Origin of the sequence: Psychrobacter sp. UBA6291 (assembly GCF_002439405.1) — a bacterium.
GTDB classification, from domain to species: Bacteria; Pseudomonadota; Gammaproteobacteria; order Pseudomonadales; family Moraxellaceae; genus Psychrobacter; species Psychrobacter faecalis.
This window is the reverse complement of sequence record NZ_DJUD01000061.1, coordinates 21,843-39,942: the sequence shown is the minus strand read 5'-3', so window position 1 is coordinate 39,942 and position 18,100 is coordinate 21,843. Positions and strand designations below refer to the sequence as shown.

Sequence of the window (18,100 nt, the reverse complement as noted above, 5' to 3'; positions counted from 1 at the left end):
ATTAGATGTCATCTTATCGATTAATTATTGCCGAAAGGTGGGTAAAAATTGTTATAATCGCCGCGGGCAAAAGCAAGTAGCCAAATACTGCTTTGCCCGACGGGTGCGTGGGTTTTCCTCGGTCTTCCTTTTTAATTCACGCATATCATTCACTCGTTTCTGTTTTGACTCGCCACCATCGATGGTATCGACAGGGACACAAAGGAGGATTGTTCATTGAACACAAATCAAACCAACCCTAGCAAAAAAGACGTGCTCATCATCGGTGCAGGCGGTGTGGCGCAAGTGGTCGCGCATAAATGTGCGATGCATAATGACGTCCTTGGCGAGATTCATATTGCCTCACGCACGCAAGATAAATGTGATGCCATCGCCCAAAGTGTCAAAGAGAAGAATAGCTTTAAGCTGCCTGCGGTATTACATACCCATCAAGTCGATGCGATGGATACGCAAGCGCTGATACAGCTGATTGAAGAGACGGGTATTCAAATCGTTATCAATGTCGGTTCGGCATTTGTCAATATGACCGTTTTAGAGGCTTGTATTGAAACAGGCGCGGCTTATATTGATACCGCTATTCATGAAGATCCGCGCAAGATTTGTGAGACACCGCCATGGTATGACAACTATGAATGGCAGCGTAAACAGCGCTGTGCCGACAAGAACATCACGGCAATTTTGGGTGCTGGATTTGATCCTGGTGTGGTCAATGCCTATGCGCGACTTGGCTATGACATGATGGATGCAGGCTCGGTGACGGATATCGATATTATCGATATCAACGCTGGCAGCCACGGTAAGTATTTTGCCACCAACTTTGACCCTGAGATTAATTTCCGTGAGTTCACTGGGACGGTTTATTCTTGGCAAGACAGTAAGTGGCAGTCGAATAAGATGTTTGAAGTCAAACGTACCGATGATTTGCCAGTCGTTGGCGAGCAAAACAGTTACCTAAGTGGTCATGACGAGATTCATTCTTTATCGGCTAACCTAGATGTGCCAAATATCCGCTTTTGGATGGGCTTTGGTGAGCATTATATCAATGTGTTTACTGTGCTCCAAAACCTAGGTCTATTGTCCGAGCAGCCGGTGATGACTGCTGAAGGGCAAGAAGTGATTCCGCTTAAGGTGGTCAAAGCCGTACTGCCGGATCCAAGCTCATTAGCGCCCAATTATACGGGTAAGACTTGTATCGGGGGTAAGGTTAAAGGCAAGATTAATGGCGTTGATAGCGAGGTGTTTATTTATAATATCTCTGATCATAAAGACGCTTATAACGAAGTCGGTAGCCAAGGCATCTCTTATACTGCAGGCGTGCCACCTGTTGCCGCTGCAATGTTGGTCGCGACGGGCGAGTGGGATGCGGGCAAAATGGTCAACGTTGAAGAACTTGATGCCAAGCCATTTATCAACTTGCTAAATGAGATTGGTTTGCCAACGCGTATCCAAGACGCCAACGGTGATAGAGCGCTTGAGTTTGATATGTAATATATATTAAGCCATAAAAAAGCCCGTCTAATTTCTCGATAAGAGCGTTAGGTGGGCTTTTTTATGCAAGAAACTTTATAGTGAATGCAAGTGCCCTTTTTCATTACTTTGGCTTTAACCTTTTTCATTACTTTAGCTTTAAATAGTTTCATACGTATGATTTCCTCTCACGATGCTTTACTACTGACGCTAAGCCTGTATCATCATTGGATAAACACATTCAGCATAATGACATTAAACTAGGGGTAGAATATAGTGAACCTAATACGGACAGTCATATAAAAATAAGGAATATAAATGAGCGACAAACCGAATGACGATGGCTTAAGGGAGGCTGACGAGTCAAATAATCCATCAGTAAATGAGCCTAGCGAAAGCTCGCGCCCGCCGTTTGAGCGCAGGCAGTTTGGCGGTACAGAACGCCAATCAAAACCGTTTGATGAAGATGTGCCAATCTCCCGCAGCGATCTGAAAAAAGGAGCGCAGGAGCTGTCAGAAAACAGTGTGGCTCATATTAATTGGAGCGTACTGATTGTCTCATCAGTTGTGATTGTGGCGTTTTCGATATGGGCAATTTTGATGCCTATCAATGCCAGTACAACGATGAAAACAGTCGTTGATTGGATTGCGACCAATCTTGGCTGGTATTACGTGATTACCATGGTGATGGTCATCGGTTTTGTGCTGTGGGTAGCACTGTCTAAAGCAGGTAGCATACGCCTTGGGCCTGATGATTCGCGGCCACAGTATAAACTGGGAACGTGGGCAGCGATGTTATTTGCCGCTGGGGTAGGCATTGACATGCTGTTTTTTTCAGTCACTGGCCCCGTCGTACAGTATTTGACCCCGCCGTCTGGTGAAGGAGCAAGTGCTGCTGCTATGCAAGACGCTGTGGTTTGGACAATGTTCCATTACGGCATTGCCGGCTGGTCTATTTATGCACTGCTTGGTATGGCAATGGGTTATTTTGCCTACCGTTGGGGCATGCCTTTATCCATTCGGGCGGCGCTTTATCCGCTGCTCGGTAAGCGGGTAAAAGGTCCTATCGGTCATGGTATTAGTATTCTTGCCTTAGTCGGCACAGTGTTCGGCGTGGCGACGACGATGGGTATCGGCGTGGTACTTTTAAACGTTGGTTTCTCAAAGTTATTTGGTTTTGAAGAAGGCTTAACGTTACAGATTGCCCTCGTGGTTGGCGCGGTTGTTTTGACCATTTTGGCCACTACTTCAGGGGTTGATCGCGGTATCCGCTGGATCTCCGAGCTCAATCTATGGAGCGCGGTGGCAATGATGGCGTTTATCCTAATCGCTGGCGAGACGGCGTTTTTGTTAAATGCCTTAGTCGAAAATTTGGGTCAGTTCTTTGTCACACTCCCTGCTAGGATGTTTAAAACCTTTGCCTATGTACCTGGTAGTAGCGACTGGATGGGTAGCTGGACGCTGTTCTTTTGGGCGTTTTGGCTCGCATGGGGACCGTTCGTTGGGGTGTTTTTGGCGCGTATTTCGCGTGGACGCACATTACGTGAGTTTGTCATTGCCGCGATTACAGTGCCGGTATTATGTGACTTTATCATCGTTTCTTTCTTTGGTAACTCCGCCCTTTATGAGGTATTACAAGGCAATACCGCCTTTGCCGAGCTTGCGGTTCAAAGCCCAGAGCGCGGTTGGTACGCGCTACTTGAGCTGTTTCCGGGAGCGACTATTTTGATAGCGTTAGCGACGCTTTCAGGATTGCTGTTTTATATCACCAGTGCTAACTCAGGGGCGATGGTGATGTCGAACTTTTCAACCTCTATCCCTGATCCAAGCGAGGATGGCCCAAAGTGGCTACGCATTTTTTGGGCGGTGTTGACGGCAGTATTGACCATCTCTATGTTGATTGCAGGCGGCGTCATTACCATGGAATATGCCACGCTTATCTTTGCTCTTCCTGTGACGATTATTGTTTATCTGGTGATGTTCTCTTTTTCTAAAGCGCTAAAAATAGAACGGGCTGAGCGCGAAGGTACGGTGCTGCGTCGTCCTTCTGTTACGCCAAGTGGCGGGCATATACCGGAGCGTTCTTGGAAGCAGCGCTTGGGACAAATGCTGGCTTATCCGAGCAAACGAGAAACGGAGCAATTTCTTGAGCGTGTCGTCCGTCCGGCGCTAAACGATGTCGCCAATGAGTTTGAGCGCCAAGGTTATAAGATTGATCGTGATAATATTCCTCATATAGCGGGCGATATTGATGTTGGTGGGCCATTATTAAAGGTATCTACTGACGCCCAAAACGACTTTTATTATCAAGTGTCTATGGTCGAGACGCCGTCACCGACCTTTAGTGGCAAGATGTCACCAGTTAGCGATGTTTATTATCGTTTAGAGGTAACGACGCAAACCGGCTCTGGCGGTTATGATTTGATGGGCTTGACCAAGCAGCAAGTGATTGATGATGTGCTTGAACAATACGAAGCGTACCTGACTTTTATTACCAGTCCGCCAAAGACAGATGTGAGCACAACCACCGCGGCAGTAGGAGTAACAGGTAAAAGTTGATTTTTTATAACGGTAAAACGATGCAGATAATAGCAGCGTCAATCCTGCTATCCGCTATCATCTGTCATGTATGTTAGGGCTGCGGCTTAAGCCTTGCTAGGATTATACTTTCTCAACGCCGCAATACGTTCATCAAGCGTTGGATGTGAGCGGAAAAGGTTAGCGACACTAAAGCCCGTAGACTGCCCTGACGATATTGCAAACGCTTTCATGCTCTCAGGCATCTGGTCTGGACGCTGCTCAGAAGGACGCAAGGCATCCAGTGCGCTAATCATTTTGTCACGGCTGGCAAGCTTTGCGCCCATCTCATCAGCACGGAATTCACGTAGGCGCGAGAACCACATGACGATAGCAGACGCCAAAAACCCCAGTAAAATATCCATCACGATACTGGTGATGAAATAACCGATACCTGGGCCATCCCCTTCATTTTTAAAGACAGTACGGTCGACGAAGCTACCAATAATACGCGCAAAGAACATGACAAAGGCGTTCACCACCCCTTGAATGAGCGCAAGGGTGACCATATCGCCATTGGCCACATGACCGATCTCATGCGCGAGCACGGCTTCTATTTCATCGGGTGTCATGCTTTGTAGTAGCCCTGAGGAGACCGCGACCAATGCTTGGTTTTTGTTCCAACCGGTTGCAAACGCGTTTGGCTGCGAATTATTAAAAATTCCCACTTCCGGCATGCCAATATTTACCGCCTGTGCGTGTTTAGCGACAGTATCAACCAGCCATTTTTCCGTAGCATTTCTTGGCGTTTCGATGACTACTGTGCCCGTTGATTTTTTTGCCATCCATTTTGAGATAAATAGCGAGACCATCGAGCCGACCATGCCATATATACCGCACATAATAGCAAGGCTAGTATAATTTAGCCCGCCTGCGCCATGGACGCCGCCAATCCCAAAAAATCTGGATAAAATACCAAACACGATGCTAAAAACCACAATCACCGCTAAGTTGGTTAATAAGAACAATCCAATACGCATCATGACGCTAACTTCCTCATTTAAGTTCAACTACATCTTAGAAACAACACCTTCACTAGAGTAAAGGGTAAAAATGAAACAAATAGCAATTATAACCTTCTATGGATAATAAAGCCGCTCATTCTAATATCAATCATCACTTAAAACTTGTAGAGTAGGGACAACAGCGGTGTAAAGTGTTTAACTAATGAAGAATAAAAGGCGAAAAGCTAAATAAACACTGAATACTATAATAAGTAATTAAGCGCTCATTCATTATTTAATTCTATATAAGGTCTTATTTATAAAATTGCATTTATAAGGAGTCAAGATGAATTCTCTAGAGCTAAAAGTACCGCCAGTCGCGCAAGTTATCGTCACCGCAGCGGCCATGGCTGGTGTCTCTAAAGTCGCACCTGCTTTGAAATTTTCTTTGAAAGGCTCTGCGGCATTGGCAGTAGGTTTGGGCGCTATAGGACTGGGTAGCGCCATTTTAGGTGTTACTCAATTTAAAAAAGCGCAGACCACACCCAATCCGCAAGCGCTTGAAAAAGTTTCAAGCTTAGTGACTAGTGGTGTGTATCAATATAGCCGAAATCCGATGTATGTAGGCTTGGTGCTTATATTATTTAGCTGGGCATTGTATCTGTCGCACTTTCTTGCCTTTGTGTTGTTGCCCATCTTTATACTTTATATGACCCGCTTTCAAATCCAGCCAGAAGAGCGGATTTTGGCTCAGAAATTTGGCAAAGCTTATCAGACTTACAAGGCAAAAGTCAGACGTTGGGTATAAACAGCGGGATAAAAAATAGCCAAAATTAATGTTAATAAAAAAGAAGAGCATAATATGCAACTAGAAATCAATGTCGTCGACGCTTTTACGGATACCGTTTTTAAAGGCAATTCAGCAGCCGTTATTATCACAGATAATTGCCTTGCCGATAAGTTAATGCAGTCTATTGCTTTTGAAAATAATTTGTCGGAGACAGCTTTTATTGTACGTGATGATGACGGCATTTATCATATTCGCTGGTTTTCTCCTTTAACTGAGATTGCATTTTGCGGGCATGCAACCTTGGCGTCAGCCTTTGTGTTATTTAACAAAAATCCTGATGTAGAAACCATTAAATTTTACGCCAAAGCCGTTGGTATATTGACCATCGTGCAAACAGACGATGGCAAAATACAAATGGACTTTCCTAATACTAAGCCGGAAAAGGTTAAAGATATTCCCGATAGCTTGTTGGCAGGATTGTCTGTTGCACCAGTCGAAGTTTATAAAAACACTCAAGCCTATTTTGTGATTTATAATGCTGAAGCCGATGTCTTAAACGTAACGCGTGATAACGAGCAATTAAAACAACTCGCGCCGTTAAATGTGGTGGTCACCTGTCAGGCCACCTCCGCTGACTATAAGGATTACGATTTTATTTCACGTTATTTTTGGCCTGCCAATGGTGGCGATGAAGACCCAGTGACGGGTTCGGTTCATACGGGGCTCGCACCACTGTGGGCAGAGCGTTTGGGTAAAGATGAATTAATAGCTTATCAAGCATCAAAACGAGGCGGTATTTTAAACTGCGTCGTTGCAGGCGATAGGGTGCTAATTTCTGGTAATGCCGTGCAATATATGACAGGATTTATCACGGTTTAGGAGTGGTTGGTTTGACTGAATTAAAAACCGTTGGACTGTTTGCGCTGACTGCATTGGCAGAAATTATCGGTTGTTATTTGCCTTATTTATGGTTGCGAGAAGGTAAGTCGATTTGGCTGCTGGTTCCAGGTGCGTTCAGTTTGGTCGCTTTTGTTTGGCTGCTGTCCTTACATCCCACCGCCGCTGGTCGCGTTTATGCTGCTTACGGCGGTGTTTATATTTCGATGGCGATTTTATGGCTGTGGACGGTGAACGGCATCAGACCAACCACGTGGGATATATTGGGTTCTATCGTCGCGCTCTTAGGCATGGCAATTATTATGTTTGCACCACGTCATTAGTGAATGGATTTTGCCAATATTGCTATTAGTAAGTGACTACTTACGCAGTCATTACGATTTGCTATAATGAGCCGCACGCCGATGTGTCGTCGCGGCAAACCCTTATAATATTCATGTTTAACACAGTAAAGCTTACTGTTTTGGTCAATTATTATGCGTATTCGTAAACTGTTCAAATTTGAAAATGCGCATATCGTGCGTAATTGTAGCTCTGAGCGCTGCAAACATTCTATTCATGGTCATAGCTATCAGATTGAGCTGATTCTTGAAGCTAAGCGGTTAGACCATGGGCAAATGGTGTATGATTTTGGTCTATTAAAATCGTCTATTAAAGACATTATCGACAGCTTTGATCATGCGATTTGCTTTTGGAATAAAGACGACTCTGAATATATCGCCGCCTGTAAAAAATTCAGCGCGCGTTGGATCAGTTTGCCGGTATCGCCGTCAGCAGAGCAATTCTCACGCGTCATCTTCTTTTGGGCACAAGAAATTCTCAAACAAACCCAAATGCAAAACGGTGAATCTGATGTCAGCGTCTACTCGGTGATTGCCCACGAAACCGCAACCGGTTACGCACAGTGCTTTGCAGAAGATGTGGCAAACGCGCAAATGGGTGAGCTTCATCTAGAAGACTTTGAGTTCAGCGAGCAAGTAAAGGCAGAATGGCATGACCCCGAGCTATATGCCAAGCTGATTCGCGGTGAAAGCTTTATCAATCCAGCCGTGACTATGCAAGTACAAACGCAAGTAAAGGAAGGTAAGCTTGATGCCTAATAATATAAAACAAGACCAACATGTGAAAACCTTGACGCTGCATTCTGAAGCAGATACTCAGCGCTTGGCGGTGCAATTGGCAGCGTTGCCCTTATCGGGTAGCGTGTGGCTGTCGGGTAATTTAGGCGCTGGTAAAACCACCTTGACGCGTTATTGGTTGCAGGCGCTCGGTCATACAGGTGCGGTCAAAAGCCCAACTTATACCTTGGTCGAGCCTTATAGTATTGAGCAAAATGATGGTTCAATTAAACCTGTTTATCATGCAGATTTATATCGTCTGCAAGACCCAGAAGAGCTATCTTTTATTGGCTTTGATGAATATCTAGATGAGCCGAATGCGCTGGTTATTATCGAATGGGCCAGCCGTGCGGACAGCTATTTACCACCACCGAGTTTGTTTATTGATATGACGCAAGCTGATCGCAATGATAATGATAAAGAGGCACGCCAAGTTGAGCTGCGACTATCAAAGGTCGGTCAAGCGCAGGGCTTAGATTTATCCTCTCTTAACCTTTAGGTTAAACCGCATCACAGCCTCTGAGGTTTTATAAAAGTATGACGCTCATTAATGCCAGATAATCCCTCCAATAGCCGCATCAAAAAACTATCGCCGCTGCTCATCAACCAATTAGCAGCAGGTGAGGTGGTGACGCGTCCTGCCGCTGTGGTCAAAGAGCTGCTTGAAAACGCGATAGACGCTGGCGCGAGCAATATTGAGATACGTATTACCCAAGGCGGCATGGGTATGATTGAAGTGCTGGATAACGGCACGGGTATTCATCCTGATGATATGGTCATGGCCATTACTCGCCATGCAACCAGTAAAGTGGCCGATGTGGCTAATTTGCATGGTATTACCACACTGGGCTTTCGCGGTGAAGCGTTGGCAGCGACTGCGGCAGTTTCTCGTTTGACTTTAACCAGTAGTCATGACGACAGTGGGATTGGTCGCCAGTTGCAAGTTGCCGGTGTATTGGACGAGGTGCCAAAATTGGTGCCAGTCGTGCATCAACGCGGCACGACCATCGCGGTTAAAGATTTATATTTTAATGTGCCCGCACGCCGCGGCAACTTAAAATCTATTGCGACCGAGTTCGGTCATATCGAAACCATTGTCCGCGAAGTGGCTTTGGTGCGTGCAGATGTGGCGCTAGCCTTGTTTCATGACAATAAAAAGCGGTTATCGCTGTCTTCAAGAGCAATGTCTGCAAATTATAACGATAATACCAATAGCAGCAACAATAACGCTCATCGTTTGCCTTTATCACGTCTTGAGCAAGCGACTGGGTTACCATTAACGGACAACGCCTTAGAAATATCCATCGACCTTACCAGTTTGATGCAATTGCCTAAAGACTATGTGAATAATAACTTTGCTGGTCAAGCGAACATCAACGGTTGGTTATGGCTTAGCAATGACTCTCAAAGTACTTTTCCAAAATTAATTTATGTGAATGGACGGTTGGTAAAAGAAGCGTTGATTAGCAATCAGCTGCGTCAACTTGCCCAAAGTGCGCAGTTAGCAGGTATTGGCTACGCGCTGTATTTTGATCTGCCAACTGATTGGCTCAATATCAATGTCCATCCGTCCAAACAGCGTATCAAAATCAGCCCGCTAAATAACATCATGGCGCATCTTAGTCATGCGATTCAAGCAAAGCTTAAAACGTTTGCTACCAAACAGAACATCAATCAGACCATCAATTCCGCTGATGAAAGTAGTCAGGTATTAGATAATCATCTATCTATCAATAACGCCTTTGCTACTGTAAGGCAACAGACGTCATCAACCATTTATTCAGCGAAAAGTCAGCAAGTACAAGCGCCCAAACAGCCATATCAGTTGTCAGAAAATACCGATAATGCTCAATCAGAACAGGCAACTTTTACTGAAAATATAAATTCGGGTAGCACATTAATAAGCACGGTCAATACGTCACAAAATCTATCGATAAAAAATGCTCCTTTACCATATTGTTTGGAGGTTATTTTAAATACGGGTCATGATTTAGATGCAATTAAAAATGTCAGTCATAAAACGCTACCATGGTTGCTGTTTTATAGTCGCAGCCAATTTTTGCTGATTGGCGCTGAAATATGGCAGGCGCAATTAAGCTTATTGTTTGAGTCAGATGTATTTAGAGAGCAGGTTTTATTTAATGATGCGAATGCTGTCAATCAGCAGCTTACTGACTTAGCCACAAAAATGTCTACAGAAGATTTATGGGCATTTAACGCAGATATCGAAGACTTACTTGCTAAACATGCTTTTAAGTCTATAAATAACCAGCGTTTAATCGCGTTGATGCTATCATCTACAGCCATTTAGATGTCCATTGATTAGAGTGAGGACACGTTTTAGTAGTCCTATAAAAAATAAAGGTAATCCTATGCAAATCTCGTCTGCTAGCTCATCTTATCGCCTCAATCCCAATTTGGCAGATAATAGCGTGGTGTGCTTGATGGCACCGACGGCGAGTGGCAAGACAGCTCTAGCGTATGAGCTATACGATACTGGGCGTTATGAGCTGATTTCGGTCGATTCAGCATTGATATATCGTGATATGAATATCGGTACAGCCAAACCAACCGCTGCAGAGTTGGCACGTTATCCGCATTATTTGGTTGATATCATTGACCCGATGCAAAGCTATAGTGTCGCTGAATTCGTTAATGATGTTGCTCATTTAATTGATAGCTGTCATAAGAAAGGTAAAATACCTTTGCTCGTTGGCGGTACTATGATGTATTACATGGCGCTTATTGATGGGCTATCGCCCGTGCCTGACAGTGATGATGACGTGCGCGCGCGTGTGGAGCAGTGGCGGCAAGACGAAGGTATTGGTGCACTATATGATTATCTAGGGAAAATAGATCCGATAAGCCACGAGCGTCTTAATGCGACCGATACTCAGCGTATCACGCGCGCGGTTGAAGTTTATCTGCAAACCAATATACCCATCAGTGACTGGCAGCAAAAGCCCAAACATGCCTTGGCGCGTAATCCCAATCAGCAATGGCATGCGCTGGCGGTGATGCCAGAACGTTCATGGCTACATCAGCGTATCGAGCAACGTTTGGATATAATGTGGCATGATGGGCTAGTGGCGGAAGTGATCGGATTGCTTGAGCAGTACCCTTTGACACCAAACTTACCCTCTATGCGCTGCGTTGGTTATCGCCAAGTATTAGAATACCTAGTCCATATTAAGCATCCAATATTTAAACAGCCGCACTTGGATAAAGCGCAATTTTATGACGCCTTTTCAGAAGTAGAAGCGGCGAGTGCAAGTAAACGACCACAAGATACCACTACTCAAGCGCTCGATCAGCCATTGACGCTCAGCGCTCAAACCGAGGCACTTGCTTGTCAGCAAATGCAAAATAAGGCATTATATGCGACCAGACAGCTGGCGAAGCGTCAATATACTTGGCTGCGCAAACTTACTCAGTTGCCCAATTTGCCTGATAATGCGTCAAATACTGCAACAAAGCTAAATGAAAACGATGACAAGCTTATGCGCGGTGATATCAAAATAAAAACGTTTGCTACTATGACCCAAGTAAGAGAGTATTTATACTAAAACCAAATCATATAAAGCGCGTTAATTAGCCCCGTAAAAAATAATGACAATTAGTTTCAAAATAAAGGTTGGATAACTGCTATGATTTAAATCATAGTAAAATAGTGTGAATTATATCGGTATCATTGCTTTTTTAACGGTCGTTAATTAACTTTTGTTGGTAGGAAGTCTTAAAAAATAAGCGGTTACTTAATTATTTACAATAATAACGTATTCACGGTAAAGTGAAATTATTTAACAAGAATTAGTGCTTATTTAGATACGTTTTATAAATAAAACTTATTATTGTATCTGCCCTTAGCCATTATAATTAAAGAAATACTTATAATAATTGGCACTAAAAATAATTATATAATATTTAGGAGAGATGTCATGTCAAAAGGACAAACTTTACAAGACCCGTTTTTGAACTCGTTGCGCAAAGATCGCATTCCTGTTTCTATTTTTTTAGTTAACGGTATTAAGCTGCAAGGTCAAATTGAATCATTTGATCAATATGTGGTGTTGTTAAAAAATACAGTGAGTCAAATGGTTTATAAACATGCCATTTCCACAGTTGTGCCAGCTCGTAATCCTAGAAGCAGCACGACGACTGGCACGGGTACGCAAACCTCAACGGGCGCACCTGCTGGTTACCAAGGTGGTATGAGTAGTGGGTTTGAGCGTGGTAGTAACCTTGCTGGTAGTGGCGGTTTTGAAGAGCGCGGCTTTGCCAATCGTAGTGGCTTTAATCGTGGCGGTTTTGGTCAAGGTCAAGATCGTGGGTTTGAGCGAGGTAGCTTTGGACAAGGTCAAGAGCGCGGCTTTGAGCGCGGCGGCTTTGGTCAAGATCGTGGCTTTGACAATTCTTCAGACAATGCTATGTTTGAAAACAAATCAAACGATGATATAGACGATAGCAATCAATAAATAACGCTATCTAGTGTGTATTTGATTGAAAGTATGTTATTAAAATGTTGTATAGCTGATTAAGACCTACTATTAATTATAGTGGGTTTTTTTTGTATAAATAGACGTATAATCATGGCTGAGCAAGCGACTATTTACCCTACTTAGTAAGTAGGCAATGATGAAAGCGACGTCTTGCCCTATATTATTAATATCAGCCATAGTATAGTAAAATGTTTCATTGATTCACCGAAAATATAGAGCTAACGTATGAGTAATCCGCACCGCAACCTGACCCATCAACAATTTATTAGCACTGCTATCGAAGCAATTCATACGGAGATAGCAGCGCTAGCATTGTTAACGGAACAAATCGATGATAGATTTGCTCAAGCCTGCGATATTATCCTAGCCTGCAAAGGACGTGTGGTCGTGACCGGGATGGGCAAATCGGGTCTGATTGGTCGTAAAATAGCGGCGACTTTTGCTTCTACGGGCACGCCAGCGTTTTTTATGCATCCTGGGGAAGCGGGGCATGGCGATTTGGGGATGTTGGTGCAGGGCGATGTCCTACTGGCTATCTCAAACTCGGGCGAGTCAGATGAAATTAGAATGCTGCTGCCCGTGGTTAAGCGTCTAAATATTCCCCTGATTAGTATTAGTCGAGACAAACGCGGTATGCTACCACGAGCGGCGGATATCATTTTGACGCTTGGTAAATCACAAGAAGCTTGCCCGCTCAACCTTGCCCCGACTTCTAGTACCACAGCGACCTTGGCATTGGGCGATGCGTTGGCTGTGGCTTTGGTACATGCACGTAATTTTACTTCAGAAGACTTTGCCTTATCGCATCCTGCAGGCGCCCTAGGACGCCAGTTGCTGACGCGGGTCGAAGATTTAATGCATACCAATTCAGAAAATTTACCGCTTATTAATCAACAAGCACCGTTACAAGACGCTTTATTTACCATGTCTTCTGGGCGTTTAGGTATGACAGTGGTAACTGATGACGAGCAAAAAGTCGTCGGTGTATTTACCGATGGTGATTTGCGCCGCGGCTTAGAAAAAGGCATTGATTTGCAAACCCCGATGCGTGAGCTGATGGTCAGCAATCCACGCCGCGTCAGTAAGGATATGCGCGCTTCCGATGCTTTAAGTGTGATGAATGAAAACGGCATTAGCCAGCTGCTGATTATCGATGAGGAACAGCGTTTGGAGGCCATTATTACGGTACATGACTTATTACAAGCCGGTGTTAAGTAGCTCTATTTTAATAAACGCTGTATTAATAATGGGCACAATTAAGAAGTAACATATTAAAAAAGCCTTAATAAAAGAGTATTTAATAAGAATACGTCTCATAATAAAATCATTAATAAGAGAAAATTGATGCAAGACTTAATAAAAAAGGCCGGACAAGTAAAGTTATTGGTCATGGATGTTGATGGTATCTTGTCAAACGGTCAAATTATTTATGATGCCAACGGTACTGAAACCAAAGCCTTTTCGGTACAGGACGGTGTCGGTGTCAAATCGTTGGCACGCTATGGTATTTTAACCGCTATTATTACTGGTCGTAGCAGTCCTATGGTAGACAAGCGTGCTGCTGAAATGGGTGTCAATTATATCGTCCAAGGTCGCGATGATAAGCTGATTGCATTGAATGAGCTATTAGCGACGCTTGATGCTGAGCTTAATATCACCGCTGCTGATTGTGCTTATATGGGCGATGATTTACCGGATATTAAAGCGATGCAAACCGTTGGTTTTGCTGCTACTGTTCCAAATGCCCATCAAGAGGTGATAAAACGCAGTGATATGGTGACCACGCGTGCAGGCGGTACTGGCGCAGTGCGGGAAATATGTGATCTTATTTTAAAAGGTCATGGTCATTATCAAGATTTTATCGCGCACTATACGCTTGATGCAGCGAAACCTGAGGATAACTTATCGTGAATACTCGTGTTTTAATCGTTTTGGCGTTGATTATTGCTGTGATTGCTGGCTGGTTCTTTAAGCAGCAAGGGGAGATCACGCCGCCCGTTAGTATGGAACCGACGGATGTAGATTATGAAGCCACTGACATTAAGGCGGTACAGACCAATGAAAAAGGTGAGACCGAGTACGAGCTGAGTGCAGAATCCTTGACCCATAATCCTGTGACCAATAAAGATGAGATGAAAGGCATCACCATGAATTGGGAGCCATCAGACGAGCAGCGTTACCGCGTTGAAGCGGGCAGCGCTGCCATCAGTCAACAGACAGGTGAGATGAGCTTATCAGGTGGTTTTACTTTAGTTAGCGAAGGCAAAGCGGGCGAGTCTGATATTGAGCCGATTAAAGTCATGGGCACTACCTTAAAAGGCAATACCAAAACAGGTCAAGTCTATAGTGATGCGCCAGTAAAAGTCGAACAAGGGATGAACCGCTTCGAGGCGTCAAGCATGAAAGCCAACCTTGAAACTGGGGACTATGAATTTGGTCAAGTCGCGGTTGCATTTACGCCCGCGAAACGCCAAGATAAAGCTTTATTTTAACAGCAGCACCTAGCAGGAAGTTTGCAAATGCCACTACCCATAATGATACGAGTAACTTTTATGAAATCTACTTTTTTGCCTACTTTACGCTTGCTATCGACACGCTCTATCCAAGTAACACAAGGTTTACGAACGCTACCGATGCTAATGTTGTTAGCATTGCCGTTATACAGCCATGCCTTGCCATCAGATGCCAATCAGCCTATTAAGCTGTTGGCGGATAAGGCTACTTATAGTGAACGTACAGGTATCACCAGCTATTCAGGTACTGTCGTGATTACGCAGGGTACGTTCAAAATGACCGCCGATGATATTACGGTCAACCTCTCGCAAGGCCGTAGTATCAATTCGGCAGTCGCCACCGGCCGTCCAGCCACTATGCAGCAGGTAGTGACGCAAGAAAAGGGCTTGGCAAAAGGGCAGGCCAATAAGATTGATTATAATGCGGTCACGGGTATCGTGACGCTCACGGGTAATGCAAAATTGGTACAAAATGGCGCCAGTTTTGCCGGTAATGTCATTCGTTATAGCTTAAAAGCTGGCGATGTAGAAGCAACTGCTGGTGGCAGTCAGCGCGTAGAATTGGTCTTCCCGCCCAATAGCGGCAGCAACCGAAGCAGCATACGCTAAGCACAGTATTTTTAATATAAAAGTAAGCGATAGTAATACTAAAAATTTTGCAACTTTAACAGTAATTGACAGGTAAGTGATGAGCGATATTAAAAACAATGTTGTTAAGACTAATGAAATTCATAGCAACGAAGTTCATAGCAACGAGCTTAATAATGGTTCTGTAGCGGCAACCAATAGCTCCGAGCCTGTCGCCCGTTTAACAATGCAAAATTTGGGCAAACGCTACGGCAAACGCTGGGTGGTAAAGGATGTATCATTTTCTGTTGAGCAAGGGCAAGTTGTTGGATTATTAGGACCAAATGGCGCGGGCAAAACTACTAGCTTTTATATGGTGGTCGGACTGGTCAATATGGATAAGGGTCGCGTTACCTTAGGAAAAATGGATTTATCAAAATATGCCATGCATGAGCGCGCGCGTGCTGGTATTGGCTATTTGCCGCAAGAAGCTTCTATTTTTCGTAAATTATCCATTGAAGATAATATCTTAGCCATTCTGCAAACTCGTAAAGAGTTAAGTGCCGCTGAGCAGCGTCAAGAGCTTGAAAAGTTGATCGGCGAGTTCCATTTAGAACATGTACGCAAATCATTGGGTATGAGTGTCTCAGGCGGTGAGCGCCGCCGCTGCGAGATTGCGCGTGCTTTGGCGGCCAATCCAAAATTTATCCTATTAGATGAACCGTTTGCTGGTGTTGACCCTATCTCTGTTAGTGATATTAAAGATGTTATTTTAACCCTAAAAAATCGCGGTATTGGTGTACTCATCACCGACCATAACGTGCGCGATACCCTCGCCATTTGCGAAAAAGCCTATATCGTTTCAGAAGGCGCCATCATTGCGGAAGGGACATCATGTGAAGTGTTAGAGAATGATTTGGTAAAATCTGTCTATCTTGGTAAAGACTTTCGCGTATAAGCACTTCGCTATTTAGTAGAGGTGAGCCTGTATAAAGCCTTGTTTGAATCATTAGCCAAATATCTTATCATTGTAGGGTGTAACGAATATTTGTCTATTTTCTCTTAACATCCATGCCCACTATAAATTGCTATCTATCTCTCATAATCTAATGCCTGGTTATTAAAAAAGGCACGTTCATTCTTTCTCTTAGTCTTACACTTAAGCTCGTATAGAGCATTCTAGAATTCTATTTATTATTCGCGATTTATTACTTTCGATTGACCAGTTCAATAAGGTTCATACGTTATGGCAAAAAATAAAAGCAGTTATGTCTGTCAACAGTGCGGGGCGCATTTTGGCAAATGGGCGGGGCAGTGTACAGACTGCGGTGAATGGAACAGTTTGGTAGAAGCACCAAATGTCAGTATGCCGCACCATAATAAGAGTAGCGCAAAAGCGAATGCTAGCCGAGCGGTTTCTCGTAGTGCGGGTGCACCTGCTGGCAATTATTCGGGTACACACAGTGCGGTCATGCCACTCAATGCGGTAAGCGTGACACTAGATACACGCCTGCCCACTGGCATTAGTGAGTTTGATCGAGTGTTGGGCGGCGGACTGGTGGCCGGTTCGGTCGTTTTGATCGGCGGTGACCCAGGAATCGGTAAATCGACGATTTTGCTGCAAACTGCGACCAACATGGCAAAGGCTGATTCATTGGCAGGTAGCGCGCTGTATGTGACGGGTGAAGAGTCGCTCGCCCAAGTAGCGATGCGCGCCAAGCGTTTAGATTTGCCAGCGGATAGATTACGTGTGCTCGCGGAGACCAATGTTGAAACCATTTGTGCGGCTTTAACCCAAGAGCAGCCGGCGATTGCTATTATTGACTCGATTCAGACTATTTATACCGATGCCATTAATTCTGCCCCAGGCGGCGTTAGTCAAATTCGTGAGTCGGCAGCTATTTTGACCCGTTATGCGAAGCAAACTGGCACGGCACTATTTTTAGTCGGTCATGTGACCAAAGAAGGCACGCTGGCAGGGCCACGTGTGCTCGAACACATGGTTGATACGGTTTTATATTTTGAAGGTCAGTCCGATTCCCGCTTTCGTATGATTCGCGCGGTAAAAAACCGTTTTGGTGCGGTTAATGAGCTGGGTATTTTTGGCATGACCGATATGGGGCTTAAAGAAGTCGCCAACCCCTCAGCGATATTCTTAAGCCGTTATGATAAGCCCGTAGCGGGTTCTGTGGTGATGGTAAGCCGTGAAGGCACCAGACCCCTGCTGGTCGAAGTACAAGCCTTGGTTGATGACTCACAAGGCTCACCAAGGCGTATGGCTTTAGGGCTCGACTTTCAGCGCCTATCAATGCTGCTTGCGGTCATGCATCGTCACGGCGGTATTCATACCAGCGGACAAGATGTGTATGTAAACGTCGTTGGTGGCGTTAAGGTGATTGAAACCGGGTCTGATTTGGCCGTACTATTGGCTTGTGCTTCTAGTATTAAAGAAAAGCCTTTACCCTCATCACTTGCCGTTTTTGGTGAAGTCGGCTTATCAGGGGAGATTCGACCGGTTCCTAACGGACAAGAGCGCCTAAAGGAGGCGATGAAACACGGCTTTAAACACGCGATTATCCCTAAAGCCAATGCGCCTGCCAAAGATGCGCCGCAGTTTAAGGGTATCAATGTCATCGCGGTCGAGCGTCTCGATGATGCGATTGAAAGCGCATTTGAGTTATAGTTTTTAAAAGCTATCCTATGTTAACTATTTAGCGTTAAACGTTAA

The 18,100-nt window shown here is 44.5% G+C and carries 17 protein-coding genes; 16 read left to right on the top strand and 1 reads right to left on the bottom strand.

Annotation, left to right across the window (positions count from 1 at the left end; all coding sequences use genetic code 11):
- Positions 1-216 precede the first annotated feature (216 nt).
- On the top strand, positions 217-1,488 hold the full coding sequence (locus B3R91_RS10515) for a saccharopine dehydrogenase family protein (protein WP_286797563.1): 1,272 nt from the start codon (positions 217-219) through the stop codon (positions 1,486-1,488).
- Positions 1,489-1,785: 297 nt separating this feature from the next.
- Complete coding sequence (gene betT, locus B3R91_RS10510) at positions 1,786-4,026, top strand: choline BCCT transporter BetT (RefSeq protein WP_286797562.1); 2,241 nt, start codon at positions 1,786-1,788, stop codon at positions 4,024-4,026.
- Positions 4,027-4,112: 86 nt separating this feature from the next.
- On the opposite strand, the gene htpX is transcribed toward betT, so the two are convergent.
- A complete protein-coding gene (gene htpX, locus B3R91_RS10505) occupies positions 4,113-5,027 on the bottom strand; it encodes a protease HtpX (RefSeq protein ID WP_286797561.1) in 915 nt (304 codons plus the stop codon).
- Positions 5,028-5,334: 307 nt separating this feature from the next.
- Between htpX and B3R91_RS10500 the strand changes: the two genes are divergently transcribed.
- From B3R91_RS10500 to radA, 14 genes are all read left to right on the top strand, one after another.
- Entirely contained in the window at positions 5,335-5,796 is a 462-nt protein-coding gene (locus B3R91_RS10500) for a methyltransferase family protein (RefSeq protein ID WP_286797560.1), read from the top strand.
- Positions 5,797-5,850: 54 nt separating this feature from the next.
- On the top strand, positions 5,851-6,657 hold the full coding sequence (locus B3R91_RS10495; RefSeq protein WP_193031525.1) for a PhzF family phenazine biosynthesis protein: 807 nt from the start codon (positions 5,851-5,853) through the stop codon (positions 6,655-6,657).
- A gap of 11 nt (positions 6,658-6,668) precedes the next feature.
- Positions 6,669-6,998, top strand: coding sequence for a YnfA family protein (locus B3R91_RS10490; protein WP_286797559.1), 330 nt, complete (start codon positions 6,669-6,671; stop codon positions 6,996-6,998).
- Positions 6,999-7,151: 153 nt separating this feature from the next.
- Entirely contained in the window at positions 7,152-7,775 is a 624-nt protein-coding gene (locus B3R91_RS10485) for a 6-pyruvoyl trahydropterin synthase family protein (RefSeq protein WP_286797557.1), read from the top strand.
- Positions 7,768-8,292 carry a tRNA (adenosine(37)-N6)-threonylcarbamoyltransferase complex ATPase subunit type 1 TsaE gene (gene tsaE / locus B3R91_RS10480; RefSeq protein WP_144296272.1) on the top strand — a complete coding sequence of 175 codons (525 nt, stop codon included), beginning with the start codon at positions 7,768-7,770 and terminating at the stop codon, positions 8,290-8,292. Before B3R91_RS10485 ends, tsaE begins: the two co-directional genes overlap by 8 nt.
- A gap of 51 nt (positions 8,293-8,343) precedes the next feature.
- Complete coding sequence (mutL, locus tag B3R91_RS10475) at positions 8,344-10,104, top strand: DNA mismatch repair endonuclease MutL (RefSeq protein ID WP_286797556.1); 1,761 nt, start codon at positions 8,344-8,346, stop codon at positions 10,102-10,104.
- Positions 10,105-10,165: 61 nt separating this feature from the next.
- Entirely contained in the window at positions 10,166-11,359 is a 1,194-nt protein-coding gene (miaA, locus tag B3R91_RS10470; protein ID WP_286797555.1) for a tRNA (adenosine(37)-N6)-dimethylallyltransferase MiaA, read from the top strand.
- Between the two features lie 372 nt (positions 11,360-11,731).
- A complete protein-coding gene (hfq, locus tag B3R91_RS10465) occupies positions 11,732-12,268 on the top strand; it encodes an RNA chaperone Hfq (protein WP_068404214.1) in 537 nt (178 codons plus the stop codon).
- Positions 12,269-12,517: 249 nt separating this feature from the next.
- A complete protein-coding gene (locus tag B3R91_RS10460) occupies positions 12,518-13,510 on the top strand; it encodes a KpsF/GutQ family sugar-phosphate isomerase (protein WP_286797554.1) in 993 nt (330 codons plus the stop codon).
- Between the two features lie 126 nt (positions 13,511-13,636).
- The gene (locus B3R91_RS10455) at positions 13,637-14,203 is read left to right on the top strand and encodes a KdsC family phosphatase (protein WP_201590940.1); all 567 of its coding nucleotides are present in this window, start codon (positions 13,637-13,639) and stop codon (positions 14,201-14,203) included.
- Positions 14,200-14,784, top strand: coding sequence for an LPS export ABC transporter periplasmic protein LptC (gene lptC, locus B3R91_RS10450; RefSeq protein ID WP_068404219.1), 585 nt, complete (start codon positions 14,200-14,202; stop codon positions 14,782-14,784). The genes B3R91_RS10455 and lptC overlap by 4 nt, the downstream gene beginning before the upstream one ends.
- Positions 14,785-14,925: 141 nt before the next feature.
- Positions 14,926-15,414, top strand: a complete 489-nt coding sequence (gene lptA / locus B3R91_RS10445) for a lipopolysaccharide transport periplasmic protein LptA (RefSeq protein WP_180952567.1) — start codon at positions 14,926-14,928, stop codon at positions 15,412-15,414.
- Positions 15,415-15,619: 205 nt separating this feature from the next.
- Positions 15,620-16,330: an LPS export ABC transporter ATP-binding protein gene (gene lptB / locus B3R91_RS10440; RefSeq protein WP_190295467.1), complete on the top strand. Its 711-nt coding sequence runs from the start codon at positions 15,620-15,622 to the stop codon at positions 16,328-16,330.
- Positions 16,331-16,618: 288 nt separating this feature from the next.
- On the top strand, positions 16,619-18,055 hold the full coding sequence (gene radA / locus B3R91_RS10435) for a DNA repair protein RadA (protein ID WP_068404223.1): 1,437 nt from the start codon (positions 16,619-16,621) through the stop codon (positions 18,053-18,055).
- The last annotated feature ends 45 nt before the right edge of the window (positions 18,056-18,100 follow it).